Raw genomic sequence first — 25315 nt, 5'->3', positions numbered from 1 at the left:
CGCGTAATGCCGGTTCGGATGATCGGTCGTACAAAGAGCCGAAGCTCTGTGGTGTCCGGAGTCTTCATCCGATTAGCGATCACTCACCAGTCCTGGAGGTGAATGGATGCGTAACTGTGATGTGGTCCGAGGTGTTCCGTTATACGGACGGGAGTTCCGCCTGAGCGGGGCGAATGCCGGGAAAAAGGGAAGTCAACCGCGGGGCGCATGGGGTGAATTCGCCCCAACACCGGCGCCGGGATGACGGCGCCCGGTACTGACGAAGATGTCAGTACGGGCGCGGCCGTCAGTAAGGACGCGGGTAGCCGTAGCCGTACGTGGGCGCGGGGCCGGGCGGCGGACCCGGCAGCTGACCGGGCAGCTGGGCCGGCATCTGGCCCGGCGCCTGGCCGTAGCCGTCGCGGTCGAAGAAGGGGCGGGCGCAGGCGCGCAGCCACATGCCGACGGGGTCGTATTCGTCGTTCATGGCGACGGTCGATACGGGCAAACCATCCGGAACGGCGCCGATCGACTGCTGCATCATCAGGCGCACCGAGTCCACGGCGTGCTGCCCGGTGTCGTACAGATCCAGGCCGATCGCCAGATACGGGGCACCGAGGGCGGGTTGCACCCAGGCCCGGCGCAACGACCGTACGGCGGGCGTACGGTGGGCATTCTGGGACAACAGGGCATAGAACTGCGGGATGTCGATGACCGGTTCGGAGATCCGCAGCGGTCCGGCGGGGAGCCGGTCGAGACCGCCCGCGATGCGCCGCAGATCCAGCCAGGGGATGCCGACGCCGCCGCCGGGAGCGTGCGGGTTGAGCCACAGGCCCCAGCGGTCGGGGAAGAGCGAGGCGGCGATCTCGGGTCCGGTGACGAGTTCGTGGTCGCGGTTCCAGCCGGAGGCGGCGAGTTCGGCCGCGGAGGTCACACAGGGCGCATAACCCAGGCCCTCGACCTCCATGTTCCCGTACTGCGCATCGGGCATCCCGGCGCGGCCCTGCCACAGCAGCATCCAGACCTGACCGCCCGCGAGCGCCTGCAGCAGCGCCTCATAGGCGTCGTAGCGACCGGGCGAGACCTGCGCCAGCATCTGCTCGACCTGACCGGCCGCGGCCGCTCCCTGATGCGCACCCGCGCTCACGTGGTCCGTCCCTTCTCCGTGGCCGGGCGTGTGGGGTCGCCCGCCCGTCGTCCCACCAGCTTACGAGTGGTCCCGGGCGTAGAAGGGCCGCACGCGCTCCACCATCCAGTCGGCGACCGGATCGCCCTGCGCGATGTCGAGCATCACCAGCTGCACGGGCCAGGGCACCGGCACCGCACCGAGCGCACGTCCGAGGGCGTTCAGCACCGCGTCGCGGGCGGAGCCGTCCTGCAGCGCGGAGGGGGCGGCATCGGCCTGAACTCCGACGAACAGCGCGGGCGTGTCGCCCTCGACACTTGCCAGGGCACGACGGGCAGTCAGGACAATTCCGGCACCGGAGAACTCCAGTCCGGCCGCGGCCAGGAAGTCCACCGGCTCTTCCTGCCAGTCCGGTTCGAAGAGCCGCACCCGGCCGCCGCCGGGCAGCCCGGCGTCCGCCTCGCCGCGCTGCACCCGGCACAGTTCGGCCACCGCGGGCGGCGGCAGCGGGACACCGGCGGTGCCGTCCGGGTTGACCGCGATGCCCATCGTCGGCGGCAGGCCGCGGGCGAACTCCCGGGCGGGGGCGACGGTGAAGGACATATGCGGCCCGACGGCCTTCATGAACTCCTGCTCGGAGCTGAAGACCGGGACGTAAACGACGCCCCCGATGTCGACGGTGGGCAGGTCCAGCCCGCGGCCGCCGGGCCCCGCACTCTCCGGACCGCCGCCGTTGGGCAGCGGCACCCACACCCGGCTGCGGCCCAGGACCTCCACGATCCGGCCGCCCGCACCCGGATGCCCGACCGCGGCCGTCAGCACCTCTTCGAGCTCGTTCGCGGGCCAGGACAGCTGGGGTATCCCGTGGTCCTGGAAGCCTCCCTGCCCCGGAAAGTCCCCCTGCCCCGCAAGGTTCCCCTGCTCCGGAAAGTTCCCCTGCTCCGGAAATGTCATCTGCATCCACCCGTTCCGAACCGCCGTGCGCTGCGCTCGGCTGCAACCCTACGTGGTGGCCTTCCGGCGCCGGGCAGGGTCGGGCATCAGCCGAAGCGGAAGGTCTCCAGCGCGCTCGCCGCCCGCCGGTCCAGCAGCACCGCCGAGCCGACTCCCTTGGGCAGCCGTCCCGATGCGGCCGCCCCGACCAGCCGGCCCACCGCGCCCCGGTGCCGCGCAAAGGCGTACCCCGAGACCCCGCGCCCCCGCGACTCCTGCCCGGACAGCGCCACCTGAGGCGGCACGTCCAGCAGCACCAGATGCAGCCCGCGGCCCCCGCGCCGGGCCGACCGCGCGAGCCAGCGCCGCACCCAGGCGAGCGTCCCGCAGTCGTGCACCACCACACTGTCGCCGGAGCGGAGCGCGCGGTGCAGCCCGGCATAGTGCGCGGCGCGGACCAGCGGGCGGTAGATCCCGTACGGCAGTGCGCGCAGCCTGCCGCGCTCCCAGAGTTCGCGGACGTCCTGCGAATCGATGCGGTGCACCGCGGCGCCGCGCCCGTCCAGCGACGGCACGATGCGGTGCATCAGGGTGCTCTTGCCGCTGCCCGGGAGCCCGGAGACCACCACCAGGTCGCCCGCCGGGAAGTGCAGCTCGGCGGGGTGGCCGCCGGTGTCCCTGAGGTCCAGGACGTCGGCACCGCGGCCGGGCCGTACGACTCCGGGGGACGCGGCCTGTGGCCTGTGGGCAGCGGCCTCCGGCCCGTGGGGAGCGACCCCTGACGTTGTCGCGAATGCGGTTTCGCTGTGCACCGTGATCGCACCTCCGGTCCGGTTCGGGGCCGGTTCGGCCCCGTTCCCTCCCCGCAGAGTGTCAAGAAACGGTAATTCCCATCAAGACGATTGCCGGATCTGCCCAGCTGGTGAGCCGGGTGACGGCCGCCCCTCCTCGTTCGGGCGATCCCGTGCAATGATGTCGGCGCCACGTGCGCATCACTGCTCACTTGTGCGCAGCCAACTGCATACCGGCCGCTTGAATCCGCGCGGGAGAGTCCCCGGCCGCCACGGCGGGGCGCCGAAGGAGCAAGTCCTCCCTTGAATCTCTCAGGCCCCTATACCGCGCGGGCGAGGCAGATCTGAAAAGCGAGCCACTGCCCGGCTGAAGGGGCGGCTCCACCCAAGGTGCAAACCGGGTCCGTTCGCGGGATCCCGGTGAACCTCTCAGGTTCCGATGACAGATGGGGAGAACGTCTTGTCACCCATGCCTGGGAGCCCAGAACCATGACTGATGCCCCCCGCCGCACCGCGCTGGATGCCACGCACCGCGCGCTCGGCGCGACCATGACCGACTTCGCCGGCTGGGACATGCCGCTGCGCTACGGCAGCGAGCGCGACGAGCATGTCGCCGTCCGCACCCGCGCCGGCCTCTTCGACCTCTCCCACATGGGCGAGATCACCATCACCGGCCCGCAGGCCGCCGAACTCCTCGACTACGCGCTGGTCGGCAACATCGGCGGCGTCACGACCGGCCGCGCCCGCTACACCATGATCTGCAACGCCGAGGGCGGCATCCTCGACGACCTGATCGTCTACCGGCTCGCCGACCAGGAGTACATGGTCGTCGCCAATGCCTCCAACGCCCAGGTGGTGCTGGACGCGCTGATCGAGCGGCAGGCGGGCTTCGACGCCGCGGTCCGCGACGACCGCGACGGGTATGCGCTGCTCGCCGTCCAGGGACCGGAGTCCCCCGGCATCCTCAAGCGCCTGACCGACGCCGACCTGGACGGCCTCAAGTACTACGCGGGCCTGCCCGGCACCGTCGCCGGTGTGGACGCGCTGATCGCCCGTACCGGCTACACCGGGGAGGACGGCTTCGAGCTGTTCGTCCGGCCGGCCGATGCGGTCGCCCTCTGGGAGGCACTCAGCGAGGCGGGCAAGGACGCCGGGCTGGTCCCGTGCGGGCTCTCCTGCCGCGACACGCTGCGCCTTGAGGCGGGCATGCCGCTGTACGGGCACGAGCTGACCACCGCCACCACGCCGTTCGACGCGGGCCTGGGCCGGGTCGTGAAGTTCGAGAAGACCACCAACGACGGTGACTTCGTGGGCCGGGCAGCGCTGGCGGAGGCCGCCGAGCGCGCCGAGACCGAGCCGCCGCGCAAGCTTGTCGGCCTGATCGCCTCGGGCCGCCGCGTCCCGCGCGCCGGCTACCAGGTCGTCGCGGCCGACGGCACGGTCATCGGCGAGGTCACCTCGGGCGCCCCCTCCCCCACCCTCGGCAAGCCGATCGCCATCGCCTACGTGGACGCGGCGTACGCCACGCCGGGCACCGAGGGTGTCGCCGTGGACATCCGTGGAACCCATGAGCCGTACGAGGTCGTCGCGCTGCCCTTCTACAAGCGGCAGAAGTAACGGTTCACCGCGGGAGCCGCGCGGAAGCGCCACCCGCTGCCGTCTCACTGTGCAAGACGCGCACCACCCCTTTCACGATCACACCCTCGCGTACAGGAGAATCGAGCCATGAGCAACCCCCAGCAGCTGCGCTACACCGAAGAGCACGAGTGGCTGACGGCCGCCGAGGACGGCGTGTCGACGGTCGGCATCACCGAGCACGCCGCCAATGCGCTCGGCGATGTCGTCTTCGTCCAGCTTCCGGAGGTCGGTGCCACGATCACGGCGGGCGAGTCCTGCGGTGAACTGGAGTCGACCAAGTCGGTCAGCGATCTCTACGCGCCCGTCAACGGCGAGATCGTCGAGATCAACGAGGACGTCCTCGCCGACTCCTCGCTGGTGAACTCCGAGCCGTTCGAGGGCGGTTGGCTGTTCAAGGTGAAGATCAGCGGCGAGCCGAACAAGCTGCTGTCGGCCGACGAGTACGCCGCCTTCATCCAGGTCTGAGCCCTTCCGGCCCCGCCACCGCGCCCCCTGACCCCTCCAGGAAAGACTCATGTCGCTTCTCAACAGCTCCCTCCACGAGCTCGACCCCGACGTCGCCGCCGCCGTCGATGCCGAGCTCCACCGCCAGCAGTCCACCCTCGAGATGATCGCGTCGGAGAACTTCGCCCCCGTCGCCGTCATGGAGGCCCAGGGCTCCGTCCTGACCAACAAGTACGCCGAGGGCTACCCCGGCCGCCGGTACTACGGCGGCTGTGAGCACGTCGACGTCGTCGAGCAGATCGCCATCGACCGGATCAAGGCGCTCTTCGGCGCCGAGGCAGCCAACGTCCAGCCGCACTCCGGCGCGCAGGCCAACGCCGCCGCGATGTTCGCGCTGATCAAGCCGGGCGACACCATCCTGGGTCTGAACCTCGCGCACGGCGGGCACCTGACCCACGGCATGAAGATCAACTTCAGCGGCAAGCTCTACAACGTCGTCCCCTACCACGTCGACGAGAAGACCAACCTGGTCGACATGGAGGAGGTCGAGCGCCTGGCCAAGGAGCACCGCCCCAAGCTGATCGTGGCCGGCTGGTCCGCCTACCCGCGGCAGCTGGACTTCGCCGCCTTCCGCCGGATCGCCGACGAGGTCGGCGCGTACCTGATGGTCGACATGGCGCACTTCGCCGGTCTGGTGGCCGCGGGCCTGCACCCCAGCCCGGTCCCGCACGCCCACGTCGTGACGACCACCACCCACAAGACGCTGGGCGGCCCCCGCGGCGGTGTCATCCTGTCCACCCAGGAGCTCGCCAAGAAGATCAACTCCGCGGTCTTCCCCGGTCAGCAGGGCGGCCCGCTGGAGCACGTCATCGCGGCGAAGGCGGTCTCCTTCAAGGTCGCGGCCTCCGAGGAGTTCAAGGAGCGCCAGCAGCGCACCCTCGAGGGCGCCCGGATCCTGGCCGAGCGTCTGGTCCAGCCGGACGTCACCGAGGTCGGCGTCTCCGTCCTGTCCGGCGGCACCGACGTCCACCTGGTCCTGGTCGACCTGCGCAACAGCGAACTGGACGGCCAGCAGGCCGAGGACCGCCTCCACGAGGTCGGCATCACGGTCAACCGCAACGCCATCCCGAACGACCCCCGCCCCCCGATGGTCACCTCCGGCCTGCGCATCGGTACGCCGGCGCTGGCCACCCGCGGCTTCCAGGCCGAGGACTTCCGCGAGGTCGCCGACATCATCGCCGAGGCGCTCAAGCCGTCGTACGACACCGAGGCCCTGAAGGCCCGGGTCACCGCGCTGGCGGAGAAGTACCCGCTGTACCCGTCGCTGTGACGCGACAGGGCCGGTGACCCGGCCCGTCCCGGTGTGACACGGCAGGTGTGTCCGCGGCCCGTGCGCCGCGGGCACACCCGTCGCGGGCCGCCGCCACCCTCACTCTCCGCCACCTCCTCGTAGCTCCGCGTTCCTGCGGCGGCTTTGCCGTGCCCCGGCCCGGCCGTCTCCGGGCGCCCGTCCGGCCTGCGTGCCGGTGCGGCCGTGCCACCCGGCCGACGTGACGACGGCCACCCTCCGTTGACCGTGACGACGGCCACCCGACGCTTCCTGTGCGGCGCCCCGTACCGCCGTCCGGGTTACGCTCGAAAGTCGGTGCAGAAACGTGCCTGCTGCCGGCTGGGCTCCACCCCCCGCCCCCACCCCCACAGCTCCACCGTCCACCACAAGCAGACAAGGGAGTCCGCCACTGTGGCCATCTCCGTCTTCGACCTCTTCTCCATCGGCATCGGCCCCTCCAGCTCCCACACCGTCGGCCCGATGCGCGCCGCCCGGATGTTCGTCGGCCGGCTGAAGAAGGACGGTCTGCTCTCCCAGACGGCCTCCGTGCGCGCCGAGCTCTTCGGCTCCCTCGGCGCCACCGGTCATGGTCATGGCACCCCGAAGGCCGTGCTGCTCGGCCTGGAGGGCCACTCCCCCCGCACCGTCGACGTCGAGACCGCCGATGACGAGGTGGAGCGGATCCGTACCACCGGGCGGCTGCGGCTGCTCGGCGCGGAGATCGGTGCCGCGCACGAGATCGACTTCGACGAGAGCCGCGAGCTGATCCTGCACCGCCGCCGCGCGCTGCCCTACCACGCCAACGGCATGACCCTCTTCGCCTACGACGCCTCCGGCGCCCCGCTGCTGGAGAAGACCTACTACTCGGTCGGCGGCGGCTTCGTCGTCGACGAGGACGCGGTGGGCGAGGACCGCATCAAGCTCGACGACACGGTGCTCAAGCACCCCTTCCGCACCGGTGACGAGCTGCTGCGGCTCTCCCAGGAGACGGGGCTGTCCATCGCCGCGCTGATGCTGGAGAACGAGAAGGCCTGGCGCACCGAGGAGGAGATCCGGACCGGTCTGCTGGAGATCTGGCGGGTCATGCAGGGGTGCGTGGAGCGCGGTATGGAGCGGGAGGGCATCCTGCCCGGTGGGCTGAAGGTGCGCCGCCGGGCCGCCAATGCCGCCCGCCAGCTGCGCGCCGAGGGCGACCCGGCCGCGCGCGCCATGGAGTGGGTGACCCTTTACGCCATGGCCGTCAACGAGGAGAACGCGGCCGGCGGGCGGGTGGTGACCGCGCCCACCAACGGCGCGGCCGGCATCATCCCTGCCGTACTGCACTACTACGTCAACTTCGTGCCCGGTGCCAACGACGACGGCGTGGTCCGCTTCCTGCTGGCCGCCGGTGCCATCGGCATGCTGTTCAAGGAGAACGCGTCCATCTCCGGCGCCGAGGTCGGCTGCCAGGGCGAGGTCGGTTCGGCCTGCTCCATGGCGGCCGGCGGCCTGGCCCAGGTGCTGGGCGGCTCCGCCGAGCAGGTGGAGAACGCCGCCGAGATCGGCATGGAGCACAACCTGGGCCTGACCTGCGACCCCGTCGGCGGCCTCGTCCAGATCCCGTGCATCGAACGCAACGGCATGGCCGCGGTCAAGGCCGTCACCGCCGCCCGCATGGCGCTGCGGGGCGACGGCCGCCACCACGTCTCCCTCGACAAGGTCATCAAGACCATGAAGGAGACCGGCGCCGACATGAGCGTCAAGTACAAGGAGACGGCGCGGGGCGGGCTGGCCGTCAACATCATCGAGTGCTGAGGGTGTAGGTCGTCTGTAGGCCCTGCCCAGCGCGTTCGTACCTTTCGGCGCGGTCCGGGCCGGCCCGCTACGAGATCAACCGCCCGGCGGCTCGGCGTCCTTGGAGCCCGGCGCAGGCATCCGCGATGGCCTGGGTGTCCCAGTAGAACGGGCGGATTTCGGTGATCCGGCCGTTCCTGACCGTGAGCGTCTGGAGGACGGGGAAGGCGAGTTCGCGGCCGGTGGCGCGGGCGCGGGCGCGGACCTGGGTGAGCACCACCGCGGTCTCGCCGGTGGCGAGGAACTCCTGCTCCACCATGTCGAACGCTTCCCACACCCGGCTCATCGCGAGGAAGAAGCGCGTGATGCCCGCATGCCCCCGCCAGGTTCCCCCGTAGGGGAGGGCATCGGCCTGATGCAGTACGACATCGGGCGCGAAGTAGGGGGCAAGCAGGTCGAACGACGCCTTGCCCGGGCCTCCGGCGGCCAGATACTCCGCCTCGGCCGCGTACATGCCGGTGAGGACGGTCACCGGGTCCGTCATGGATGAATGCGGCATGCGGCCAGCGTGACCGTTCGGGCGGGACCGTGCTGGCGGTGATCAGACGTCGATCTTGGCCGCCGCCGGAGGGCCGCCCCGGCTGCCGCTATCTGCCGATCTCCCAGGCGAAGGGCGGGAGTTCGCGGGCCCGGGAGTAGATCTCCAGGGCGTGGGCCGCCGGGACGAAGGGATGGACGCGGGCGCCGTCGAGGCCGGCGAGGATGCGGGCGCAGTGGTGGATGCAGCCGGCGACCTCCTTGCCGTGGCGGTCGACGATGGTCGCGGCGTCGTGCGGTCCCTCGCAGCGGGTGGGGTCCTGGGCGGCGGCGGCCGCGCAGCGGCCTTGAGCCGTGCCCGGCGTGGCGGCCGGGGCGGTCGGGGGGGTTGGTGCGTGATCGAGTCGTCGTTCCATGGCGTCCCCCTGGCGGTGCGGTGATCGCTGATCGCTGTTCCCTCGGGCTGCCTGTCGGCGCCCAGGACAGTGGTGCTCGGCGGGGGGCCGGTCCATGCCCGCTTGGCGAAGAACTGGTCCGATCGTCATCTCTTCATGGGGCGCATTGCCGTTCGTGCGCGGGCCGCGCCGTCGCTTCACGGCGTGCCACGGAGGCGTACGGGCGTGGGGGAGTCCGCTGCGCCGGGCGGCGGGAGGGCGACGGGTTCGGCCAGGAGGGCCAGGGACAGCACGGTGGCGGCCAGGAGCCAGCCCGCCAGGACGTCGCCCGGCCAGTGGATGCCGAGGTAGACGCGGGTGACGCCGACGGCGCAGGCCCACAGGATGAGCACCGCGCACCAGGTGCGGGCCACGCCGGGGCGGGCGCGGTGGGCGATGCCCCAGGCCAGGAGGCCGGCCGCCAGGGCGGAGGTGGTGGCGTGGCCCGAGGGGAAGGAGTAGTGGGCGGCGTGTCCGGCCCAGTCGGCGGCGGGTGGGCGGGGGCGGGCGAGGAGTTCCATCAGGCCGTAGCGGAGGGCCTGGCCCACGGCCAGTACGGCCACCGTGCAGGCCGCCGCGCGGAGCCGGCCGAGCGGGTGGCGCCCGGCCAGCAGACCGGCGAGCACCGCCATGAGGTACGGGACGGCTCCGGTGCCGGTCGCCGTGACGGCGCGGGCGAGGGAGCTCAGCGGCTCGCCCCGGTGCACGGTCGTCCAGTGGTGGGCCGCGCGTTCGGGGGCGAGCGGGGTTCCGTGGCGTACGGATACGAGGACTGCCGCGGCGGCGAACAGGGCGGCGCAGAGCGCGGCGACGACGAGCGGGGGCAGGAGGCGGCGCGGCCCCGTCCGGGTCACCGCGCGGCCGCGGGGGGTCGCAGGAGCATGGAGGTTCTCCTTCGGGATGCCCGTGGGTGTGCCGGACGGTTCACCGGACCGTGCTGCCGTATGGCCGGTCCGGCCGACTACAGTCGCGTAGACGGTATCGGTCGAGGGAGCCGTAGACGACCACCAGGTGGAGGGCGTTCCATGTCGGAGACCCCAGAGACACCACCCGCGCCACGTCGCCCCGCCGGCGAACTGGAGGCCGGTGTTCTCGCGGCGCTCTGGGCGGCCGCGGGCCCGCTGACCCCCGCAGAGGTGCAGGCCGCGCTGGGCGGCCGGCTCGCCCGGACGACCGTCACGACGATCCTCACCCGGCTGTACGGCAAAGGAGCCGTCTCGCGCTCGCGGGCCGGGCGGGGCTATGCGTACGCGCCGGTACACGACTCCGCGGGGCTGACCGCCCGCCGGATGCGCAGCGAGCTCGACAAGGAGGACGACCGGGGCACCGCGCTGGCCCGCTTCGTGTCGGAGCTGACGGCCGAGGACGAGCGGCTGCTGCGCGCCCTGCTGGACGGGGCGGACGACACCGGGGACGGCACGCCGTGATCTTCGCCGTGTGGATTCCGCTGCTGGTGCCGCTGCTCGCCGTACCGGCCGCCCGGCGTCTCGCCGAGTGGCTTCCGCCGCGCGCCGCCGCGTGGCTGCTGACCGGGTGCGCCGCCGCGCTGGCCGCCTGTGCGACCGCGGCGCTCGTCCTGCTGGCCGCCGCCGGAGCGCTGCGGCTGCCCGCGGTCGCCGCCCCCGGGCATCTCCCGCTGCCGCTGGCCGGCGGCGATCCGGCCCTGACCGCCCCGGTGGCGTACGCCGCGGGCACGTTGCTGACCTTTTGCGCGGTCGCGGCGGTCCGCCGGGCGCTGGGCCACCGCGCCGAGCTGCGCACCGCCCGGCGGACCGCCGACGCCCATGCCACGGCCGGCGACCTGTGCGTCCTGCCGGACCCGGCGGCCGATGCCTACGCCCTGCCGGGCCGGCCGGACCGGATCGTGGTGACGGCCGGGATGCTGCGGGCCCTGACTCCGGCCGAACGCGAGGTCCTCTTCGCCCACGAGCGCGCCCATCTCACCGGCCGCCACCACCACTTCCTGCTCACCGTCGCACTGGCCGCGGCCTGCCATCCCCTCTTGTGCGGCCTTCGCGCACCCTTGTCGTACGCGCTCGAGCGCTGGGCCGACGAATCCGCCGCCGCCCAGGTGGGCGACCGCCGCCTGACGGCGCGCGCCATCGGCCGCGCCGCCCTCGCCGGCTCCCGGCCTTCCCCGCACCGCCCGAGCGCCGTCCTCGGCGCCACGGCGGGACCGGTCCCCCGCCGCGTCGCCGCCCTGCTGTCCCCCGGCCGGCCGGTGGCCCGGCCGCGGACCCGGTCCGGCGCCCGCCGCCTGGCCGCTGCGGCAGTGCTGGCCTGTGTGGCGTGCTCGGCGGCCGGTGCGCTGGATGCCGCCGCCGATCTGCATCGGACGGTGGAGAGGGCGGAGACGGCGCAGGGCGAGGCGGGGAGATGAGGGGAACCCTCGGTCAGTCCCCCACGCCCGCCCCGTCCCGGTACCCCGCCCCCGTTGCGGCGCTTGAGGCGCTCGGTCCCCTCCCCACCGTGAAGCCCAGGACCGCGCCGCCACCGGGCCGGCGGGCGGCGAAGGCATGGCCTCCATGGGCGGTGGCGATCTCCCGCACTATGGCCAGGCCCAGGCCGGAGCCCGGCAGCCCCCGGGCCGCCGGCGCGCGGTAGAAGCGGTCGAAGACGCGGGTGAGGTCGGATGCGGCGATGCCGGGGCCGCGGTCGAGGACCTCGATGCGGGCGCCGATCACCCGGACCTCGATGGGTTCGGTGCCGCCGGCGTCGAATTTGGCGGCGTTCTCCAGAAGGTTGGTCAGGGCCCGGTGGAGGGAGGCCGGACGGCCCGCTGTCCGGGCGGGGCGGATGGTGTCCACGGTGATGTCGCGGCCCGTACGGCGGCGGGCGGAGGCGGCGGCCTTGCCGACCACATCGGACAGGCGCACATCGCAGAGCGGGTCGTCGTCGCGCCGGCCGGCGGCCAGGCCGACCAGCTCGTTGACCAGATCGGTCAGCTCGCGGGCCTCGCCCGCCAGGTCGGCCAGGAGTTCCTCGCGGGCGTCCGGCGGCAGGTCCTCGAACCGCTTGAGCAGCGAGATGTTCGTACGGAGCGAGGTCAGCGGGGTGCGCAGCTCGTGGCCCGCGTCCTGGACGAGCCGCTGCTGGTCCTCGACGGAGTTCGCCAGCCGGCCGAGCATGTCGTCGAAGGCCCGGCCCAGACGGGCGACCTCGTCGCGGCCCGCCACCGGGACCGGCACGTCCAGCCGCCCGTGTTCGGCCACGCTCTCGGCGACCGAGGTGAGCCGGATCAGCCGGCCGGTGATCCGGCGGGCCAGCCACCAGCCGGCCGCCCCGGCGAGCGCGATGACGGCGGCCGCCAGGAGGGCGGTGCGCTGCTGGAGCGCGGCGAGCAGATCCTCGGTCCCGCTGAACTTCTGGGCGACCTGGACCGCCCCGCGCCCGCCGCCCAGCGCCACGGTCGCGACGTGGTACTCGTCGTCGCCCACCGTCGCCTCCCGCCCCGTGCACCGGCCCGCGTGCCGCTCCCCGGCGATCCTGCGCTCCCGGGGCCCGGCCGGCAGCGGCGGACGGCCCCGGTCCACGATCCGGCCGCCGGGGCCCAGGACCTGGACGTCGGTACGGGTAGGGCGGGTGAGGTCGTCGCGCGGCCCGTCGTGGTCGGGGTCGGCGGCCGTGTAGTCGGCGGGCTCGAACGTCTTCTCCCGGACCTGGGTCCGCAGATCCCGTACGACCTCGGAGAACACCGACTTCTCGTCCACCCGCACCAGCCGGGCCGCCGCGTCATAGCTGAGGAAGCCGACGAGGACGGTCACCACCGCGGCCCCGGCGGCGAAGGTCAGCGCGAAGGCGGTGCGCAGGCTGGCCGGTTTACGGGTGCACAGCCAGGCGCCCAGGCGGTCGCGGAGGCGGCGGCGCGGCCCGGCCATCTCAGTGCTCCCGGAGGACGTAGCCGACGCCCCGCACGGTGTGGATCAGCGGGCGGCTGCCGGGCACATCGACCTTGCGGCGCAGGTAGCCGACGTAGACGGCGAGGTTCTTGGAGCCGGGGCCGAAGTCGTAGCCCCAGATCCGGTCGTAGATCGTGGCGTGGTCGAGGACGATTCCGGCGTGCCGGGCGAGGAGCTCGAGCAGCCCGAACTCGGTGCGGGTCAGTTCCAGCTCGCGTCCGCCGCGCCAGGCCCGGCGCGAGGGGCCGTCGATGCGCAGGTCGGCCACTTCGACCAGGCCGGTGTCGCGGCTGCTCGCACCGGCTTCGTCGCCGCCCTCGGGGTGCTCCCATTGGTTCTCCGACGGGCCGCCCTGACCGCCCTGACCGCCGTCGGCCTCCGGGGCCGTACGCCGCAGCAGGGCCCGCAGCCGGGCGAAGACCTCCTCGACCTCGAAGGGCTTGACGACATAGTCGTCCGCGCCGGCGTCCAGTCCGGCGATCCGGTCGGCGGTCTCGACGCGGGCGGTGAGCATCAGGATCGGGGTGCGGTCCCCTTCGGCGCGCAGCACCCGGCACACCTGGAGCCCGTCGACGCCCGGCATCATGACGTCCAGCAGGATCACATCGGGCCGCTCGCGGTGGGCGGCGGCCAGTGCCTGGATCCCGTCGGCGACGGCGGTGACCCGGTACCCCTCCAGGGTCAGGGCACGCTCCAGCGCGGTGCGGATGGGGCGGTCGTCCTCGGCGAGCAGTACCAGATGGGTCACCCGGCAAGTCTGCCAAGGCCGCGGCGGTGCGATGGGGGGTCCCCCCTTGGCGGCCGGGGAGCCTCGGCCGCGGGGGCGGCGCCCGTTCCGGGCCGGCCGGCCAACACCTCGGTTCCGTACGGAACTTCGCCGCCATGATCTGGCGTCCCCAGGGGTGAACATGCCCGACTGCGGGAACTTCCCGGAGACTTCGGGCAGTTGATGCAGATGACGCTGAGATGACGGTTCACACGGCAGGTCCGATCGGCAGGAGGCCGCGCATGCTGCATGGTGTCGATGTCAGTTCGTACAACGCCTCGTATTCCACGGAGGGGCTGGACTTCGTATTCGTCAAGGCCACCGAAGGCCGCTCCTACATCAATCCGCACCAGTCGGCGCAGGCGGCGAAGGCCCGTAAGGCGGGCTGCGTGGTCGGCTTCTACCACTTCCTGTGGCCGGGGAACATCGCGGCACAGGCCAGATACTTCGTCGAGAAGTGCGCCTCGGTGCAGGGCGACATCCTGGCCGCCGACTGGGAGCGCACGGGCGAGGGGACGTATGCGAGCAATGCCCAGAAGGACCAGTTTCTGCTGGAGGTCAAGAAGCTGCGGCCCACCCACCGCGTGATGCTCTACTGCAACCGCGATTTCTGGCTCAACCACGACACCACGTCGTATGCCGCGGACGGGCTGTGGATCGCCGATTACGTCTCCGCCGGGCATCCGCGGATCAAGGCGAAGTGGCGTATCCACCAGTACACCGACCGGCCGCTGGACAAGGACGTCGCGGACTTCGAGAGCAGGGCCGCGCTCAAGAAGTGGGCGCATCCGGCATAAGGTTTCCTCCATTGGCATCATTCGAACGGCGTCCGCACGGCCTGTCCACGGCCTGCGGACGACCGGCACCCGGCGCGCGACCAGCGCCCGCACGACACCGAAGGAGCAGCCGTGAGCGAGTCAGCGGCCCAGGCCCTGCAGGAGGAGATCGCCCGGGATCTCCAGGTGAGCGCGTCCTTCGACGCGGAGCGGGAGATCGAGCGCCGGGTGACGTTCCTCACGGAGCGGCTGACGTCCACGGGGCTGCGGTCGCTGGTCCTGGGGATCAGCGGCGGGGTCGACTCCACGACCACGGGCCGGCTGTGCCAGCTCGCCGTGGAGCGGGCCCGTGCCGCCGGGCACGACGCCACGTTCTTCGCGATGCGGCTGCCGTACGGCGTCCAGGCGGACGAGAAGGACGCCCAGCTGGCGCTGGAGTTCATCCGGGCGGACCGGGAGCTGACCGTCGACATCCGGCCTGCCAGCGATGCGGCGCTGGCCGCGGCGGTGGACGGCGGCGTCACCTTCCGTGACGCACATCACCAGGACTTCGTCCAGGGCAACATCAAGGCCCGGCAGCGCATGATCGCGCAGTATGCGGTCGCCGGTGCCCATGACGGCCTCGTCGTGGGCACCGACCACGCGGCCGAGGCCGTCTCCGGCTTCTTCACCAAGTTCGGCGACGGCGCGGCCGATGTCGTCCCGCTCACCGGTCTGACCAAGCGCCGGGTGCGCGGTGTGGCGGAGGCCCTGGGCGCTCCGGCGGAGCTGGTGTGGAAGGTCCCGACGGCCGACCTGGAGACGCTGGACCCGGGCAAGCCCGACGAGGACGCGCTCGGTGTGAGCTACGACCAGATAGACGACTTCCTGGAGGGCCGGCCGGTCGACGACGCCGCCTTCCAGGCCATCGTGCGGCGCTACCGCCTCACCGACCACAAGCGGGCGCTGCCGATCGCGCCCTGAGGCCGCCCGCGCGCCCAGCCGTCATCCGCCGTCCAGGCCCCGGTCACCGCTTCGGTGCTAAACCGTGGGCCCGGGCGGGCATGCATGCGGCCATGGGAAGCCGCGAAGTGCGACCTCAAGATCAACCACCCGTACCGGATCCTGCCCAAGATCCACTGTCAGTGGGGGCGCCTACGCTCCGGGGCATGGGTTACGCAGACCTGCGCGAACTCCAGTCCGCGCTGACCACCGCCTCCGACATCGCCGCCGCCCTCCAGCGCGCGCCCACCCGCCGGGACGCCGACCAGCTCGTCGACGTGCTCCGGCGAGCGCTGAGCGTCGCCGGCGCGCTGGGCGCCGAAACGGGCCCGACCGGCTGCGCCGAGCACCCCCATGGCGCGGTCGACCCCTTGTACGGCGACCCGGAGGATCCGCTGCCGCCGGGTTACGGCAAATGCCTGCTCTGCAACGACCGCCGGCGGCGGGCGGACGCCCACCATCCGCATCCGCGCCTGCGCCCGCGCCGCCCGCATCTGCAACTGCACCGGCGGCCGCGGCAGAGCGCGTAGGGCCTTCCGCCCTGATCCGCCGGGACAGGCCCGCACCGCACGGGAAACTGCGGGGCGCCCCGCCCCGCGGCCCCGGCCGCCCGCTACTCCTGCCCGCCGTCCGCCCGCTTCGCCGGGTGCTCCGGCCGGTCCGGCCGGTCCGGCCGCAGCGCGATCCGGGCCAGCACCCCGGCCACGATCAGCGCGGCCACCGCGATCAGCACGACGTCCGGTACGCCGTTGCCGATCTTCGCCACCCACTCCTCGAGGCCGAACTCCGCCTCCGCGTCGAGGATGCCGGGCAGCGCGCCGCCCCCGTTGAAGAGCAGGAAGAGCACGCCGATGCCGATGAAGAAGGCGCCGGACAGCACGGAGGTGGTGTGCAGCCGCAGCCTGCCGACGGCGAATGCGCGGCCGCGCAGCCAGCCCCGGGTGCCGAGCTGGAACCGGTCCCACAGCAGCGCGAGAACGAACAGCGGCAGCGCCATGCCGAGCGCGTAGACGGCGAGCATCGAGGCGCCGTACACCGGTGAGCCGCTGACCGCCGTCACCGTCAGCACCGCGCCCAGGATCGGGCCCGCGCAGAAGCCCGTGAGGCCGTAGACACAGCCGAGGAGGAAGGTGGAGACGGCCGAGCGCGGGGTGATCCTGGCCGCGGCGGCCTGGGCGCGCTTGGAGGCGAAGCCCAGGCCCAGGATCTGGGCGACGCCCATCGCGATGACGACCCAGCCGCCGAGGGCGGTGAGCAGATCGCGGTGACCGTTGAAGAGCCGGCTGGCCGCCGTGCTCGCCGCGCCGAGCGGGACCAGGGTCGTGGCCAGCCCCAGATAGAAGACTCCGGTGCGGGCCAGCAGCCGCCCGGGGTCGGCGAGCGAGTACGCGAAGAACGCCGGCAGCAGCAGTGCGCTGCACGGGCTGACCAGGGCGAGCACCCCGCCCAGGAACGCCGCGAGGTAGCCGATGTCGGTCACTTCCCGGCCGCCTCGTCCTTCGCCGGCTTCTGCTTCGCCGCCCGCGCCGCGGCGTCCTCGATGGCCTGCGCGAAGACCTCGGTGGGCTGGGCGCCGGACACCGGCCGCCCGTTGACCAGGAACGACGGCGTGGACTGCACGCCGAGGCCGTAGCCCTCGTCCTGGTCGCGCTTGACGGCCCGCCCGGCGGCCGCGCTGTTCATGTCCGTACGGAACTTCCCGAGGTCCCGCACCCCGCTCTCGCGCGCGAGGTCGACGAGCTTGTCCTCGGCCAGCTCGTCGCCGTGGCGGTTCTTGGCGTACAGCTCGTCGTGCAGCTGCCAGAACCTGCCCTGCTGCCCGGCGGCCCAGGAGGCGCGCGCCGCCCGCTCGGAGTCGGCGCCGCGGATGGTGAAGTTGCGGAACTCGATGCGCAGGGTGCCCGCGTCGACGTACTTCTTGATCAGCTCGGGCTGGGTCTCGCGGGTGAAGCGGCCGCAGAACGAGCACTGGTAGTCGGCGTATTCGACCATGACCACCGGGGCGTCCTTCTTGCCGACGGCCAGCGGGTCGCCGTCCTTGCGCCGGCTGGTGCGTTCGGCGAGGTCGTCGAACATCTTCTGCTGTGCGGCGTCCTCCTTGGGCTGGGCGGAGGCGGCGGCCTGCGGCGCGCCGCTGCCGCCGCTGCCGCGGTCGCCCTCCACGGCCTTGCCGACGGCGATACCGATCGCGAGCACGGCCACGACGAGGGCGATCACCGCGCCGACGGCGGCCAGTCTGCGGGCGGGAGAGGCGGCGGCAGCGGACGTGCGGGGAGAGGTGGATTTGGGCATGCGGGAGCTCCAGACGTACTGAGGAGAGGAATTCGGGCCGTGCGCGTGCGGCAGCGGCCTACATCCGCAGTACGGGCAGGAGCGCGGTGTGATCGGCGGCGGACGAGGCGTCCGTCGGTGGCCGGGCGAGCGCCCACTGGGCGGCGGCGTCGGCGGCGAGCGGCGCGGGGCCCGTGACGGCGGGCGCGAGGGGCTCGGCGCGGTGCGGGGCGGGCAGCGGGACGGATTCTTCGGGCGCGGGGGCGTGCCGCGAGCAGCGCTTGACGGCGTCGGCCACGGCGATGGGGGCATCGGTGGCGTGCGGGCGGCCGGGTCCGGCGTCGGCCGTCCGCGCCGCGGGAGCGGCCGCCGTCGCCGCCTGGCCCGCCGTCGCCGCCTGGCCCGCCGACCAGGCCTGATCGCCGCCGATCCGGCAGAGCATCGGCCCGAAGGTGACCGCGAGGAGGAGCAGCAGGGTCACGGCCGGCGACCGGCGCACACGGTGCCTGTGCCGGTGCGGGTGGCTGGACCCGGGCATCTCCCCTCCTCCTGCGCGCGAGCATGAACAGCCCATCCTACGGACCGCCGGCCGTGCACCGGGGCCCGCGGGGGCCCGGGGCCGCATCAGCGGTCGCCGACGCGCATCTCGAACCAGGTCGTCTTGCCGCGCGGCAGCAGATCCACGCCCCAGCGGTCGGAGAGCTTGTCGACGAGGAAGAGGCCGCGGCCGCTGGTGTCCATCTCGTGCACCGGCATCAGACAGGGCAGCCCGCGGGACGGGTCGCGCACCTCGATACGGATCCAGCCGCGGCGGCGCAGCATCCGCAGCCCGAAGCAGCGGGCGCCAGTGTGCCGTACGGCGTTGCCGACCAGTTCGGAGACGAGGAGGACGGCCTGCTCGGCGAGCTGCGGCGACAGGGACCACTGCTTGAGCAGGACGCAGCCGGTCAGCCGCCGGGCGATGCGCGCGGACTGGGGGCGCGAGGGCAGCCGTACCTCGTCCAGTGTGGGTTCGCCGGCCAGATCGAGCCCGGAAAGCGGACCGCCGGCCACCGGTGCCGGTGTGTCGGCGCCCGCTCCGGGGGTCTCCCAGCGCCCGGCGGCCGTGCCACTTTCCGGCCGCGGCTGCTCCATACCTTCGAGGCCCGCCATGTCCCCCATCATGGCTGCTACTTGGCGGTCGCGTTGGCGGAACCCACGGAATCCCTCGCCCGGAATCGTAGGTTCCGCCATCACTGCGGGACTTGCGCCAACGACGGTCAAGGCTCCCCAGCACCCCGACCGACCTGCGACAACCTGCCGCGGCGGAAAGGTCGGCGGGCGAGAGAACCGCGCCGTGTACAAGGTGGCCTTAAGGCGGGCTTAACTTTTCCGCAATTCGCCCACACGAGGCATCGCGTCCCGGCCAAACACCACCCGACCCGCCAACATCACCGGTCTCAGCGGAACTTGGCCTTGCCGGGCCCCTCCTCGACAAAGCTGCGCATTCCGGTCTCCCGGTCCTCGGTCGCGAAGAGACCGGCGAACCAGTTGCGTTCGATCGCCAGGCCGGTGTCGATGTCCGTCTCCAGGCCCGCGTCGACGGATTCCTTCGCGGCCCGCAGCGCCAGCGCCGGACCGGCCGCCAGCCTGGCCGCCCAGGCGTGCGCCTGCTCGTAGACCTCGGCGGCGGGCACCACCCGGTCGACCAGGCCGATGGCGAGCGCCTCGTCGGCCTTGACATGCCGTCCGGTGAAGATCAGGTCCTTGGCCTTGGACGGGCCCACCAGCCGGGCCAGCCGCTGGGTGCCGCCGGCGCCCGGGATCAGACCGAGCAGGATCTCGGGCTGGCCGAGCTTCGCGCTGTCGGCCGCGATACGGAAGTCGGCGCACAGGGCCAACTCGCAGCCGCCGCCGAGCGCATAGCCGGTCACCGCGGCGACCACCGGCTTCGGGATCCGGGCGACGGCGGTGAACGCGTCCTGCAGGTCCTTGGAGCGGGCGACCATGGCCGCGTGGTCCATGGCCTGCATCTCCTTGATGTCCGCACCGGCCGCGAACACCTTCTCGCCGCCCCAGATCACCACGGCGCGTACGTCGTCGCGGCGCGTGGCCTCGCCGGCCAGCTCGCGCAGCCGGTCCTGGGTGGCGATGTCCAGTGCGTTCATCGGCGGGCGGTCCAGGCGGATGGTGCCGACGCCGTCGGCGACCTCAAGGTTCACAGTCATAGGGGAAGGTTAGTCCGCGTTAACGCGGAAGGGCCCGGTGCGCTGTGTCACAGTGCACCGGGCCGAGCGCCCGTCAGGGGCGCCCTACTGCTCGGCCTTCCACTTCTCCCACGAGAGGTTCCAGTCGCTGAAACCGTTGTCCGGCTGGATCGTTTCGTCATGCGAGTTCTTGACGATCACCACATCGCCGATCGTCGAGTTGCGGAAGAACCAGGCCGCCGGGGTGGAGCCGTCCCCGCCGCCGCGCTGGTCGAACAGGCCCACACAGCCGTGGCTGGCATTACGGGTGCCGAAGGTGGGCTTCCCGGACCAGTAGTTGCCGTGGATGAAGGTGCCCGAGGTGCTCAGCCGCATGGCGTGCGGCACGTCCTTGATGTCGTACTCCCCGCCGAAGCCGACGGTGTCGCCGTTCATCCGCGTCACCGGATGCTTCTCGCTGATCACCATCTGGCCGTTGTAGGTCTCGGTGCCCGGCGCGCCGGAGGTGATCGGGATGGTCTTGATCTTCTTGCCGTCGCGGACCACGGTCATCTGCTTCGACTTGGCGTCGACGGTGCTCACCTGGCTGCGGCCGATGGTGAACGAGACCTCCTTGGCCTGGGTGCCGTAGACACCGGGGCGGCCCTCGACGCCGTTGAGATCGAGCTTGAGGGTGACCTTGGTGCCGGCCGCCCAGTACTTCTCGGGGCGGAAGTCGAGGCGGTCGTTGCCGAACCAGTGGCCCTCGACCGGGACGGACGGCTTCGCGGTGACCTTGACGGCGTCCTCGACTGCCTGGGGATCGGTGATGCCGCGGGTGAAGTGGATCGAGACCGGCATCCCGACGCCGACCTGCTGGCCGTTCTCGGGGGTGTACTGGCCGATGAAGGTGTTCTTGGGGACGAGGGTGGTGAACGTGGAGTGCTCGGCGGCCTCCCGGCCACGGTCGTCCACCGCCACCGCGTCGACGGTGTACTTCGTCGAGGCGCCGAGATGGCCGCTGGGGCGCCAGCGGGCACCGCCGCCGGATATCTTCCCGGCTATTTCATTACCCTTGCCGTCCTTGACCGTGACCGACTTCAGCCGGCCCTTCTCGGCGGTCACCTTCAGCGCCCCGGTGGTGGCGACGTCGTCCGCGCCGTCCTTGGGGGCAATCGTTACTGCGGCCTGCGAGGCGGCCTTGTCGCCCCCGCCGCCCGCCTTGCCGCCCGTCTTCCCGCCGTCGGATCCGTCGTCGCCGCATGCGGTCAGCACCAGCAGCATCGAGCCGAGCAGCAGCGCGAGCGCACCGCCGGCCCCGTGTGGCCTCCGCCGCCGGCGAGCCGGCTCCCCCCGATTCGGCTGCACATTCACGACTTGCACCTTTTCCCTCGCGGCCCGCGGTCCCCCGCACGCGGACGCACCGCGCGCTCGTCGTTAGATAACCACACCGCACTGACAGTGAGAGCCCCCGCCGATGTCACCGTTCCGTCCCAAGTGCGCGGCATATGCCGCATATGCCGCTGCGTCACCTCGGGGCGCTGCCGCATCACCTCAGGGCGCTGCCGCGCTTCCACCGTTCCCACGGAATGTTCCAGCCGCCCAGGCCGTTGTCGGGGGCGACGGTGTTGCCCCGGCGCCCGCCCCGGGAGTGGCGCACCTGCACGGTGTCGCCGACGATCGAGTGGCGGAACAGCCAGCCGGCCGGGGTGTCCCGGCCGCCGCCCTTGACGTCCTTGAGGCCCACACAGCCATGGCTGGTGTTGGTGCCGCCGAAGATCCCCGGCCGTGCCCAGTAGTTGCCGTGCACAAAGGTCCCGGAACGGGTCAGACGCATCGCATGCGGGACGTCCGGGATGTTGTAGTCGCCGCCGAAACCGACGGTGCGCCCGTTCATCCGGGTGACCGAGCGGCGTTCCAGGATCACCATCTTGCCGTTGTAGGTGGGGTTCTCGGCGTCTCCCGCGGTGACCGGGAAGGTGGCCAGCACCCGGCCGCCCCGTCGCACCGTCAGGGTGTGCCGGGCGGCGTCGACGGTGGTGATCTGGTCGCGGCCGACGTGGTAGTGGATTGTCTTGCGCTGGGTGCCGTAGGCGTCCGGCCCGGCCTTGACCCCTTGCAGCCGCAGGTCTAGGGAGATGTCGGTGCCGGGCTCCCAGCGTGCACGGGGGCGGAAGTCCAGCCTCTGGTTGCCGAACCAGTGGGCGGCGACCTCGACAGCGGGGCGGCCGCTGACCGTGACGGCGCGTTCGACGGCCGCGCGGTCGGCGATCGGACGGCTGAACTCCAGCGAGACGATCATGCCGGTGCCGACGGTGGTGTGGTCCTCAGGCGTGAAGAAGCCGACGAAGGCGCCCGGAGGCGCGGAGGTGGTGAAGGTGGTGTGGCGGGCGGCGCGGTGGCCTGCGCCGTCCCGGGCCACCGCATCGACGGTGTACCGGGAGCCGGGGGCGAGTTCGCCGGGCGCCGGGCGCCAGGTCAGGCCGTCCCGCGAGATCCGCCCGGTGACCCGCTGCCGCCCCGCGTCCCCGGTCCGCAGGACCTCGACCCGCTCCAGCCGCCCGGCGGGCACCCGTACCTCGAACCGGCCGCCGGTGCCCACACCGTGCGCGCCGTCGTGTGGCACGACCCGGATCACCTCCTCCGGGGAAGGCGGCCGGCCCCCCGGGAGCCCGTCCGAGGAGCCGCAGCCGACCGGCAGCAGCGCGGCCACCAGCGTGGTCAGGACGGTGCGGGCGGTACGGGCGGTGCGGGGACGGGGCACCCGCGTCCGCGCACGGCCGGGCGCCGGGTTCCTCTCCAGATCCGTCGCCGGGCCGTGTGCCGGCCCCTTCGCTGAGCGCATGTCACCGCCGGTCATGCACCGAATTGTGACGGATGACAGGTAAGCGATCGGGAATGTCGGGCCGACGCATGTCACGGGGCGGCGGATCACCGGGCGTCATCGGACGTCATATGGGTAACGGGCCGGTGCCCCCGCACCCTCGCGGACGGAAAACGTGCGGCAACGCCCGGTTGCGGGCAGAACAACGGAGAGGGCGGGGACGCAGCGCACGGCCGGGACTCTCCCCCAGCTCGCGCTGGGAGATGCCCCGGACCGGACGCCCCCGTCCGACCGAGCCCTGAGCCGCAGGAGGCCGGCACGTGTCGAGCGCACCCGAGCAGGAGGCGGTCCAGGACGGACCGCTCGCCCCGCCCGCCGTTGTCCGGCCCGGCAGCCCCACCCCCCTCGGGGCCCGCTGCCGCACCGCACCCGACGGCGTCACGGGCACCAACTTCGCCCTGTGGGCGGGCGGCGCCGAGGCCGTAGAGGTCTGCCTCTTCGACGACGCGGACCACGAGAGCCGCCATCCGCTGACCGAACTGACCCATGAGATCTGGCACGGCTTCCTGCCCGGCGTACGCCCCGGACAGCGCTACGGCTACCGGGTGCACGGCCGCTGGGATCCCTGGACCGGCGCCCGCTGGAATCCGGCCAAGCTGCTCCTCGACCCGTACGCCAGGGCCGTGGACGGCGATTTCGGTACCTGCACGGAGTCGGTGGGCGCCGGGCGCGCGCTGCCCGCCCAGATCTACGGGCACGTCCGCGACTGGCCGGAGCAGCGGGTCGCGGACACGGTGCGGGACGACCGCGACTCCGCGCCGTACGTCCCCAAGGGGGTGGTGGTCGGCGACGACACCTGGGCCGGCGGCGACGGGGACGACGAATGGCGGGACGACCGCCGCCCCAAGACCCCTTGGCCGGATTCCGTTCTCTACGAGCTGCATGTGCGCGGCTTCACCATGCGGCACCCCGGCATCCCGGAGCATCTGCGCGGCACCTACGCGGGGCTGTCGCACCCCGCCGCGCTGGAGCATCTGGTCCGGCTCGGGGTCACCGCCGTCGAACTGCTGCCGGTCCATCAGTTCGCGCACGAGGACCATCTGATACGCCGGGGGCTGCGCAACTACTGGGGCTACAACTCCATCGGCTATTTCGCGCCGCACGCCGGCTACGCCGCCACCGGGACCCGCGGCCAGCAGGTCGGCGAATTCCGGCGCATGGTGCGGGCGCTGCACGACGCCGGGATCGAGGTCATCCTGGACGTTGTCTACAACCACACGGCGGAGGCCGGCGAACTGGGTCCGACGCTCTCCCTCCGGGGCATCGACAACCGCGGCTACTACCGCCTCCAGAACGACGCCCGCCGCTACGCCGACTACACCGGCTGCGGCAACACCCTGCACGTCGTCCAGCCCAACGTCCTGCGCCTGATCACCGATTCACTGCGCTACTGGGTCACCGAGATGGGCGTGGACGGCTTCCGCTTCGACCTGGCCGCGGCGCTGGCCCGCTCCCTGCACGACGTCGACATGCTCTCCCCGTTCCTGGCCGTGATCGCACAGGACCCGGTGCTGCGCCGGGTCAAGCTCATCGCCGAACCCTGGGACGTCGGCTCCGGCGGGTATCAGGTCGGCGCCTTCCCGCCCCTCTGGACGGAGTGGAACGACCGCTACCGCGACACTGTCCGGGACTTCTGGCGCGGCGCCCAGCACGACGTCCGCGACCTGGGCTACCGCCTCTCCGGCTCCAGCGACCTCTACGCCTGGGGCGGCCGCCGCCCGTACGCCTCGGTCAACTTCATCACCGCCCACGACGGCTTCACCCTGCGCGACCTGGTCACCTACGAGCACAAACACAACGGCGACAACGGCGAGGGCAACCGCGACGGCACCCATGACAACCGGTCCTGGAACTGCGGCACCGAGGGCGAGACCGACGACCCCGGCATCACGGCCCTGCGCCGCCGCCAGCTCCGCAACTTCCTCACCACCCTCCTCCTGTCCACCGGCGTCCCCATGCTGGTCGCGGGCGATGAGATGGGCCGCACCCAGCACGGCAACAACAACGCCTACTGCCAGGACGGCCCCACCAGCTGGCTCGACTGGTCGCTCCTCGACGACCCGCACTGGCGGCAGCTGGCCGACCTGGCCGCCCGCCTCATCGCCCTGCGCCGCGCCCATCCCGTACTGCGCCGCCGCGCCTTCTTCTCCGGCCGGCCGCAGGGACACGGCGGGCTGCGCGACCTCGCCTGGTTCACCGCCGGCGGCACGGAGATGGCCGAACGGGACTGGTACGCCCCGGGGGCCACCCTGGGCATGTATCTCTCCGGCAACGACATCGCCCAGCGCGATGCACACGGCAGCCGCATCATCGACGACAGCTTCCTCGCCGTTCTGCACGCCGACGCCCATCCCCGGCCGTTCGTCCTCCCGGGCCCGCCCTGGGCGGGGTCGTACGAACTGCTGGTCGACACGGCGCAGGAAGGGGAGCCCGAAGAACCCGAGGAGCCGGTGGCGGGGGCACGGGGCACCCGGTACCCGGCGGGGCGCGCGATCACCGTGCCGGGGCGGACGGTGCTGCTGTTCCGGGCGGTGCCGGCCTAGCGTCTTGCGCGCCCTCTCAACTTCCGTACGGCGAAAACCACATGA

General features: G+C 72.5%; 25 protein-coding genes and 2 riboswitches. Of the genes, 10 read left to right on the top strand and 15 right to left on the bottom strand.

Features of this window, described 5'->3' with window-relative positions:
* Window positions 1-286 precede the first annotated feature (286 nt).
* The 3 genes from ADL29_RS02540 to ADL29_RS02530 all read right to left on the bottom strand — a co-directional run bounded on the left by ADL29_RS02540 (window position 287) and on the right by ADL29_RS02530 (window position 2850).
* Window positions 287-1126: an enhanced serine sensitivity protein SseB C-terminal domain-containing protein gene (locus ADL29_RS02540; RefSeq protein WP_078970665.1), complete on the bottom strand. Its 840-nt coding sequence runs from the start codon at window positions 1124-1126 to the stop codon at window positions 287-289.
* Window positions 1127-1186: 60 nt separating this feature from the next.
* Window positions 1187-2059, bottom strand: coding sequence for an enhanced serine sensitivity protein SseB (locus tag ADL29_RS02535; RefSeq protein WP_053922242.1), 873 nt, complete (start codon window positions 2057-2059; stop codon window positions 1187-1189).
* Window positions 2060-2145: 86 nt separating this feature from the next.
* Window positions 2146-2850 carry an AAA family ATPase gene (locus ADL29_RS02530; protein WP_053922104.1) on the bottom strand — a complete coding sequence of 235 codons (705 nt, stop codon included), beginning with the start codon at window positions 2848-2850 and terminating at the stop codon, window positions 2146-2148.
* A 221-nt stretch (window positions 2851-3071) separates the two neighbouring features.
* A riboswitch (glycine riboswitch) is annotated at window positions 3072-3167 on the top strand.
* Window positions 3168-3285: riboswitch (glycine riboswitch) on the top strand.
* A gap of 33 nt (window positions 3286-3318) precedes the next feature.
* Here ADL29_RS02530 and gcvT point away from each other — a divergent pair.
* The 4 genes from gcvT (at window position 3319) to ADL29_RS02510 (ending at window position 8035) form a co-directional block, all read left to right on the top strand.
* Complete coding sequence (gene gcvT / locus ADL29_RS02525) at window positions 3319-4446, top strand: glycine cleavage system aminomethyltransferase GcvT (protein WP_053922103.1); 1128 nt, start codon at window positions 3319-3321, stop codon at window positions 4444-4446.
* Between the two features lie 108 nt (window positions 4447-4554).
* Complete coding sequence (gene gcvH, locus ADL29_RS02520) at window positions 4555-4932, top strand: glycine cleavage system protein GcvH (RefSeq protein ID WP_053922102.1); 378 nt, start codon at window positions 4555-4557, stop codon at window positions 4930-4932.
* A gap of 49 nt (window positions 4933-4981) precedes the next feature.
* The gene (gene glyA, locus ADL29_RS02515) at window positions 4982-6241 is read left to right on the top strand and encodes a serine hydroxymethyltransferase (RefSeq protein WP_046925898.1); all 1260 of its coding nucleotides are present in this window, start codon (window positions 4982-4984) and stop codon (window positions 6239-6241) included.
* 411 nt (window positions 6242-6652) lie between these two features.
* Complete coding sequence (locus ADL29_RS02510) at window positions 6653-8035, top strand: L-serine ammonia-lyase (RefSeq protein WP_053922101.1); 1383 nt, start codon at window positions 6653-6655, stop codon at window positions 8033-8035.
* 67 nt (window positions 8036-8102) lie between these two features.
* Here ADL29_RS02510 and ADL29_RS02505 read toward each other — a convergent pair whose 3' ends face one another.
* From ADL29_RS02505 to ADL29_RS02495, 3 genes are all read right to left on the bottom strand, one after another.
* On the bottom strand, window positions 8103-8573 hold the full coding sequence (locus tag ADL29_RS02505; protein ID WP_053922100.1) for a nuclear transport factor 2 family protein: 471 nt from the start codon (window positions 8571-8573) through the stop codon (window positions 8103-8105).
* Between the two features lie 88 nt (window positions 8574-8661).
* On the bottom strand, window positions 8662-8967 hold the full coding sequence (locus ADL29_RS02500; RefSeq protein WP_053922099.1) for a hypothetical protein: 306 nt from the start codon (window positions 8965-8967) through the stop codon (window positions 8662-8664).
* A gap of 176 nt (window positions 8968-9143) precedes the next feature.
* Window positions 9144-9839, bottom strand: a complete 696-nt coding sequence (locus tag ADL29_RS02495) for a phosphatase PAP2 family protein (protein WP_245689099.1) — start codon at window positions 9837-9839, stop codon at window positions 9144-9146.
* A 171-nt stretch (window positions 9840-10010) separates the two neighbouring features.
* Here ADL29_RS02495 and ADL29_RS02490 point away from each other — a divergent pair, with 171 nt between their 5' ends.
* Both ADL29_RS02490 and ADL29_RS02485 read left to right on the top strand, forming a co-directional pair.
* Window positions 10011-10412, top strand: coding sequence for a BlaI/MecI/CopY family transcriptional regulator (locus ADL29_RS02490; RefSeq protein ID WP_053922098.1), 402 nt, complete (start codon window positions 10011-10013; stop codon window positions 10410-10412).
* Window positions 10409-11365: a M56 family metallopeptidase gene (locus tag ADL29_RS02485; protein ID WP_053922097.1), complete on the top strand. Its 957-nt coding sequence runs from the start codon at window positions 10409-10411 to the stop codon at window positions 11363-11365. The genes ADL29_RS02490 and ADL29_RS02485 overlap by 4 nt, the downstream gene beginning before the upstream one ends.
* 13 nt (window positions 11366-11378) lie before the next feature.
* Here the strand turns inward: ADL29_RS02485 and ADL29_RS02480 are convergent, their stop codons facing one another.
* Together ADL29_RS02480 and ADL29_RS02475 are read right to left on the bottom strand one after the other, a co-directional pair.
* The gene (locus ADL29_RS02480) at window positions 11379-12863 is read right to left on the bottom strand and encodes a sensor histidine kinase (protein ID WP_053922096.1); all 1485 of its coding nucleotides are present in this window, start codon (window positions 12861-12863) and stop codon (window positions 11379-11381) included.
* Window position 12864: 1 nt separating this feature from the next.
* The gene (locus ADL29_RS02475; protein ID WP_053922095.1) at window positions 12865-13632 is read right to left on the bottom strand and encodes a response regulator transcription factor; all 768 of its coding nucleotides are present in this window, start codon (window positions 13630-13632) and stop codon (window positions 12865-12867) included.
* 260 nt (window positions 13633-13892) lie between these two features.
* On the opposite strand from ADL29_RS02475, the gene ADL29_RS02470 reads away from it, so the two are divergent.
* The 3 genes from ADL29_RS02470 (at window position 13893) to ADL29_RS02460 (ending at window position 15937) form a co-directional block, all read left to right on the top strand.
* On the top strand, window positions 13893-14447 hold the full coding sequence (locus ADL29_RS02470) for a GH25 family lysozyme (protein WP_053922094.1): 555 nt from the start codon (window positions 13893-13895) through the stop codon (window positions 14445-14447).
* A gap of 111 nt (window positions 14448-14558) precedes the next feature.
* Window positions 14559-15389: an ammonia-dependent NAD(+) synthetase gene (nadE, locus tag ADL29_RS02465; RefSeq protein WP_053922093.1), complete on the top strand. Its 831-nt coding sequence runs from the start codon at window positions 14559-14561 to the stop codon at window positions 15387-15389.
* A 185-nt stretch (window positions 15390-15574) separates the two neighbouring features.
* Complete coding sequence (locus ADL29_RS02460; protein WP_046925909.1) at window positions 15575-15937, top strand: hypothetical protein; 363 nt, start codon at window positions 15575-15577, stop codon at window positions 15935-15937.
* 83 nt (window positions 15938-16020) lie between these two features.
* Here ADL29_RS02460 and ADL29_RS02455 read toward each other — a convergent pair whose 3' ends face one another.
* From ADL29_RS02455 to ADL29_RS02425, 7 genes are all read right to left on the bottom strand, one after another.
* Window positions 16021-16887: a cytochrome c biogenesis CcdA family protein gene (locus ADL29_RS02455; protein WP_053922092.1), complete on the bottom strand. Its 867-nt coding sequence runs from the start codon at window positions 16885-16887 to the stop codon at window positions 16021-16023.
* On the bottom strand, window positions 16884-17699 hold the full coding sequence (locus tag ADL29_RS02450; RefSeq protein WP_046925911.1) for a DsbA family protein: 816 nt from the start codon (window positions 17697-17699) through the stop codon (window positions 16884-16886). Before ADL29_RS02450 ends, ADL29_RS02455 begins: the two co-directional genes overlap by 4 nt.
* Window positions 17700-17757: 58 nt before the next feature.
* The gene (locus ADL29_RS02445; RefSeq protein WP_053922091.1) at window positions 17758-18216 is read right to left on the bottom strand and encodes a hypothetical protein; all 459 of its coding nucleotides are present in this window, start codon (window positions 18214-18216) and stop codon (window positions 17758-17760) included.
* A gap of 86 nt (window positions 18217-18302) precedes the next feature.
* A complete protein-coding gene (locus tag ADL29_RS02440) occupies window positions 18303-18830 on the bottom strand; it encodes an ATP-binding protein (RefSeq protein WP_425424188.1) in 528 nt (175 codons plus the stop codon).
* Window positions 18831-19117: 287 nt separating this feature from the next.
* The gene (locus ADL29_RS02435; protein WP_046925914.1) at window positions 19118-19885 is read right to left on the bottom strand and encodes an enoyl-CoA hydratase/isomerase family protein; all 768 of its coding nucleotides are present in this window, start codon (window positions 19883-19885) and stop codon (window positions 19118-19120) included.
* A gap of 84 nt (window positions 19886-19969) precedes the next feature.
* Window positions 19970-21217: a L,D-transpeptidase gene (locus ADL29_RS02430; protein WP_053922090.1), complete on the bottom strand. Its 1248-nt coding sequence runs from the start codon at window positions 21215-21217 to the stop codon at window positions 19970-19972.
* Between the two features lie 175 nt (window positions 21218-21392).
* Entirely contained in the window at window positions 21393-22703 is a 1311-nt protein-coding gene (locus ADL29_RS02425) for a L,D-transpeptidase (protein WP_245689098.1), read from the bottom strand.
* Between the two features lie 284 nt (window positions 22704-22987).
* Here ADL29_RS02425 and glgX point away from each other — a divergent pair, with 284 nt between their 5' ends.
* Complete coding sequence (glgX, locus tag ADL29_RS02420; protein WP_053922089.1) at window positions 22988-25270, top strand: glycogen debranching protein GlgX; 2283 nt, start codon at window positions 22988-22990, stop codon at window positions 25268-25270.
* Window positions 25271-25315 lie beyond the last annotated feature (45 nt).

Source organism: Streptomyces chattanoogensis (assembly GCF_001294335.1).
In the GTDB taxonomy this organism is placed as follows: Bacteria; Actinomycetota; Actinomycetes; order Streptomycetales; family Streptomycetaceae; genus Streptomyces; species Streptomyces chattanoogensis.
Note: the sequence above shows the minus strand (reverse complement) of the source record. Positions and strands in the feature narration are given on the sequence as shown.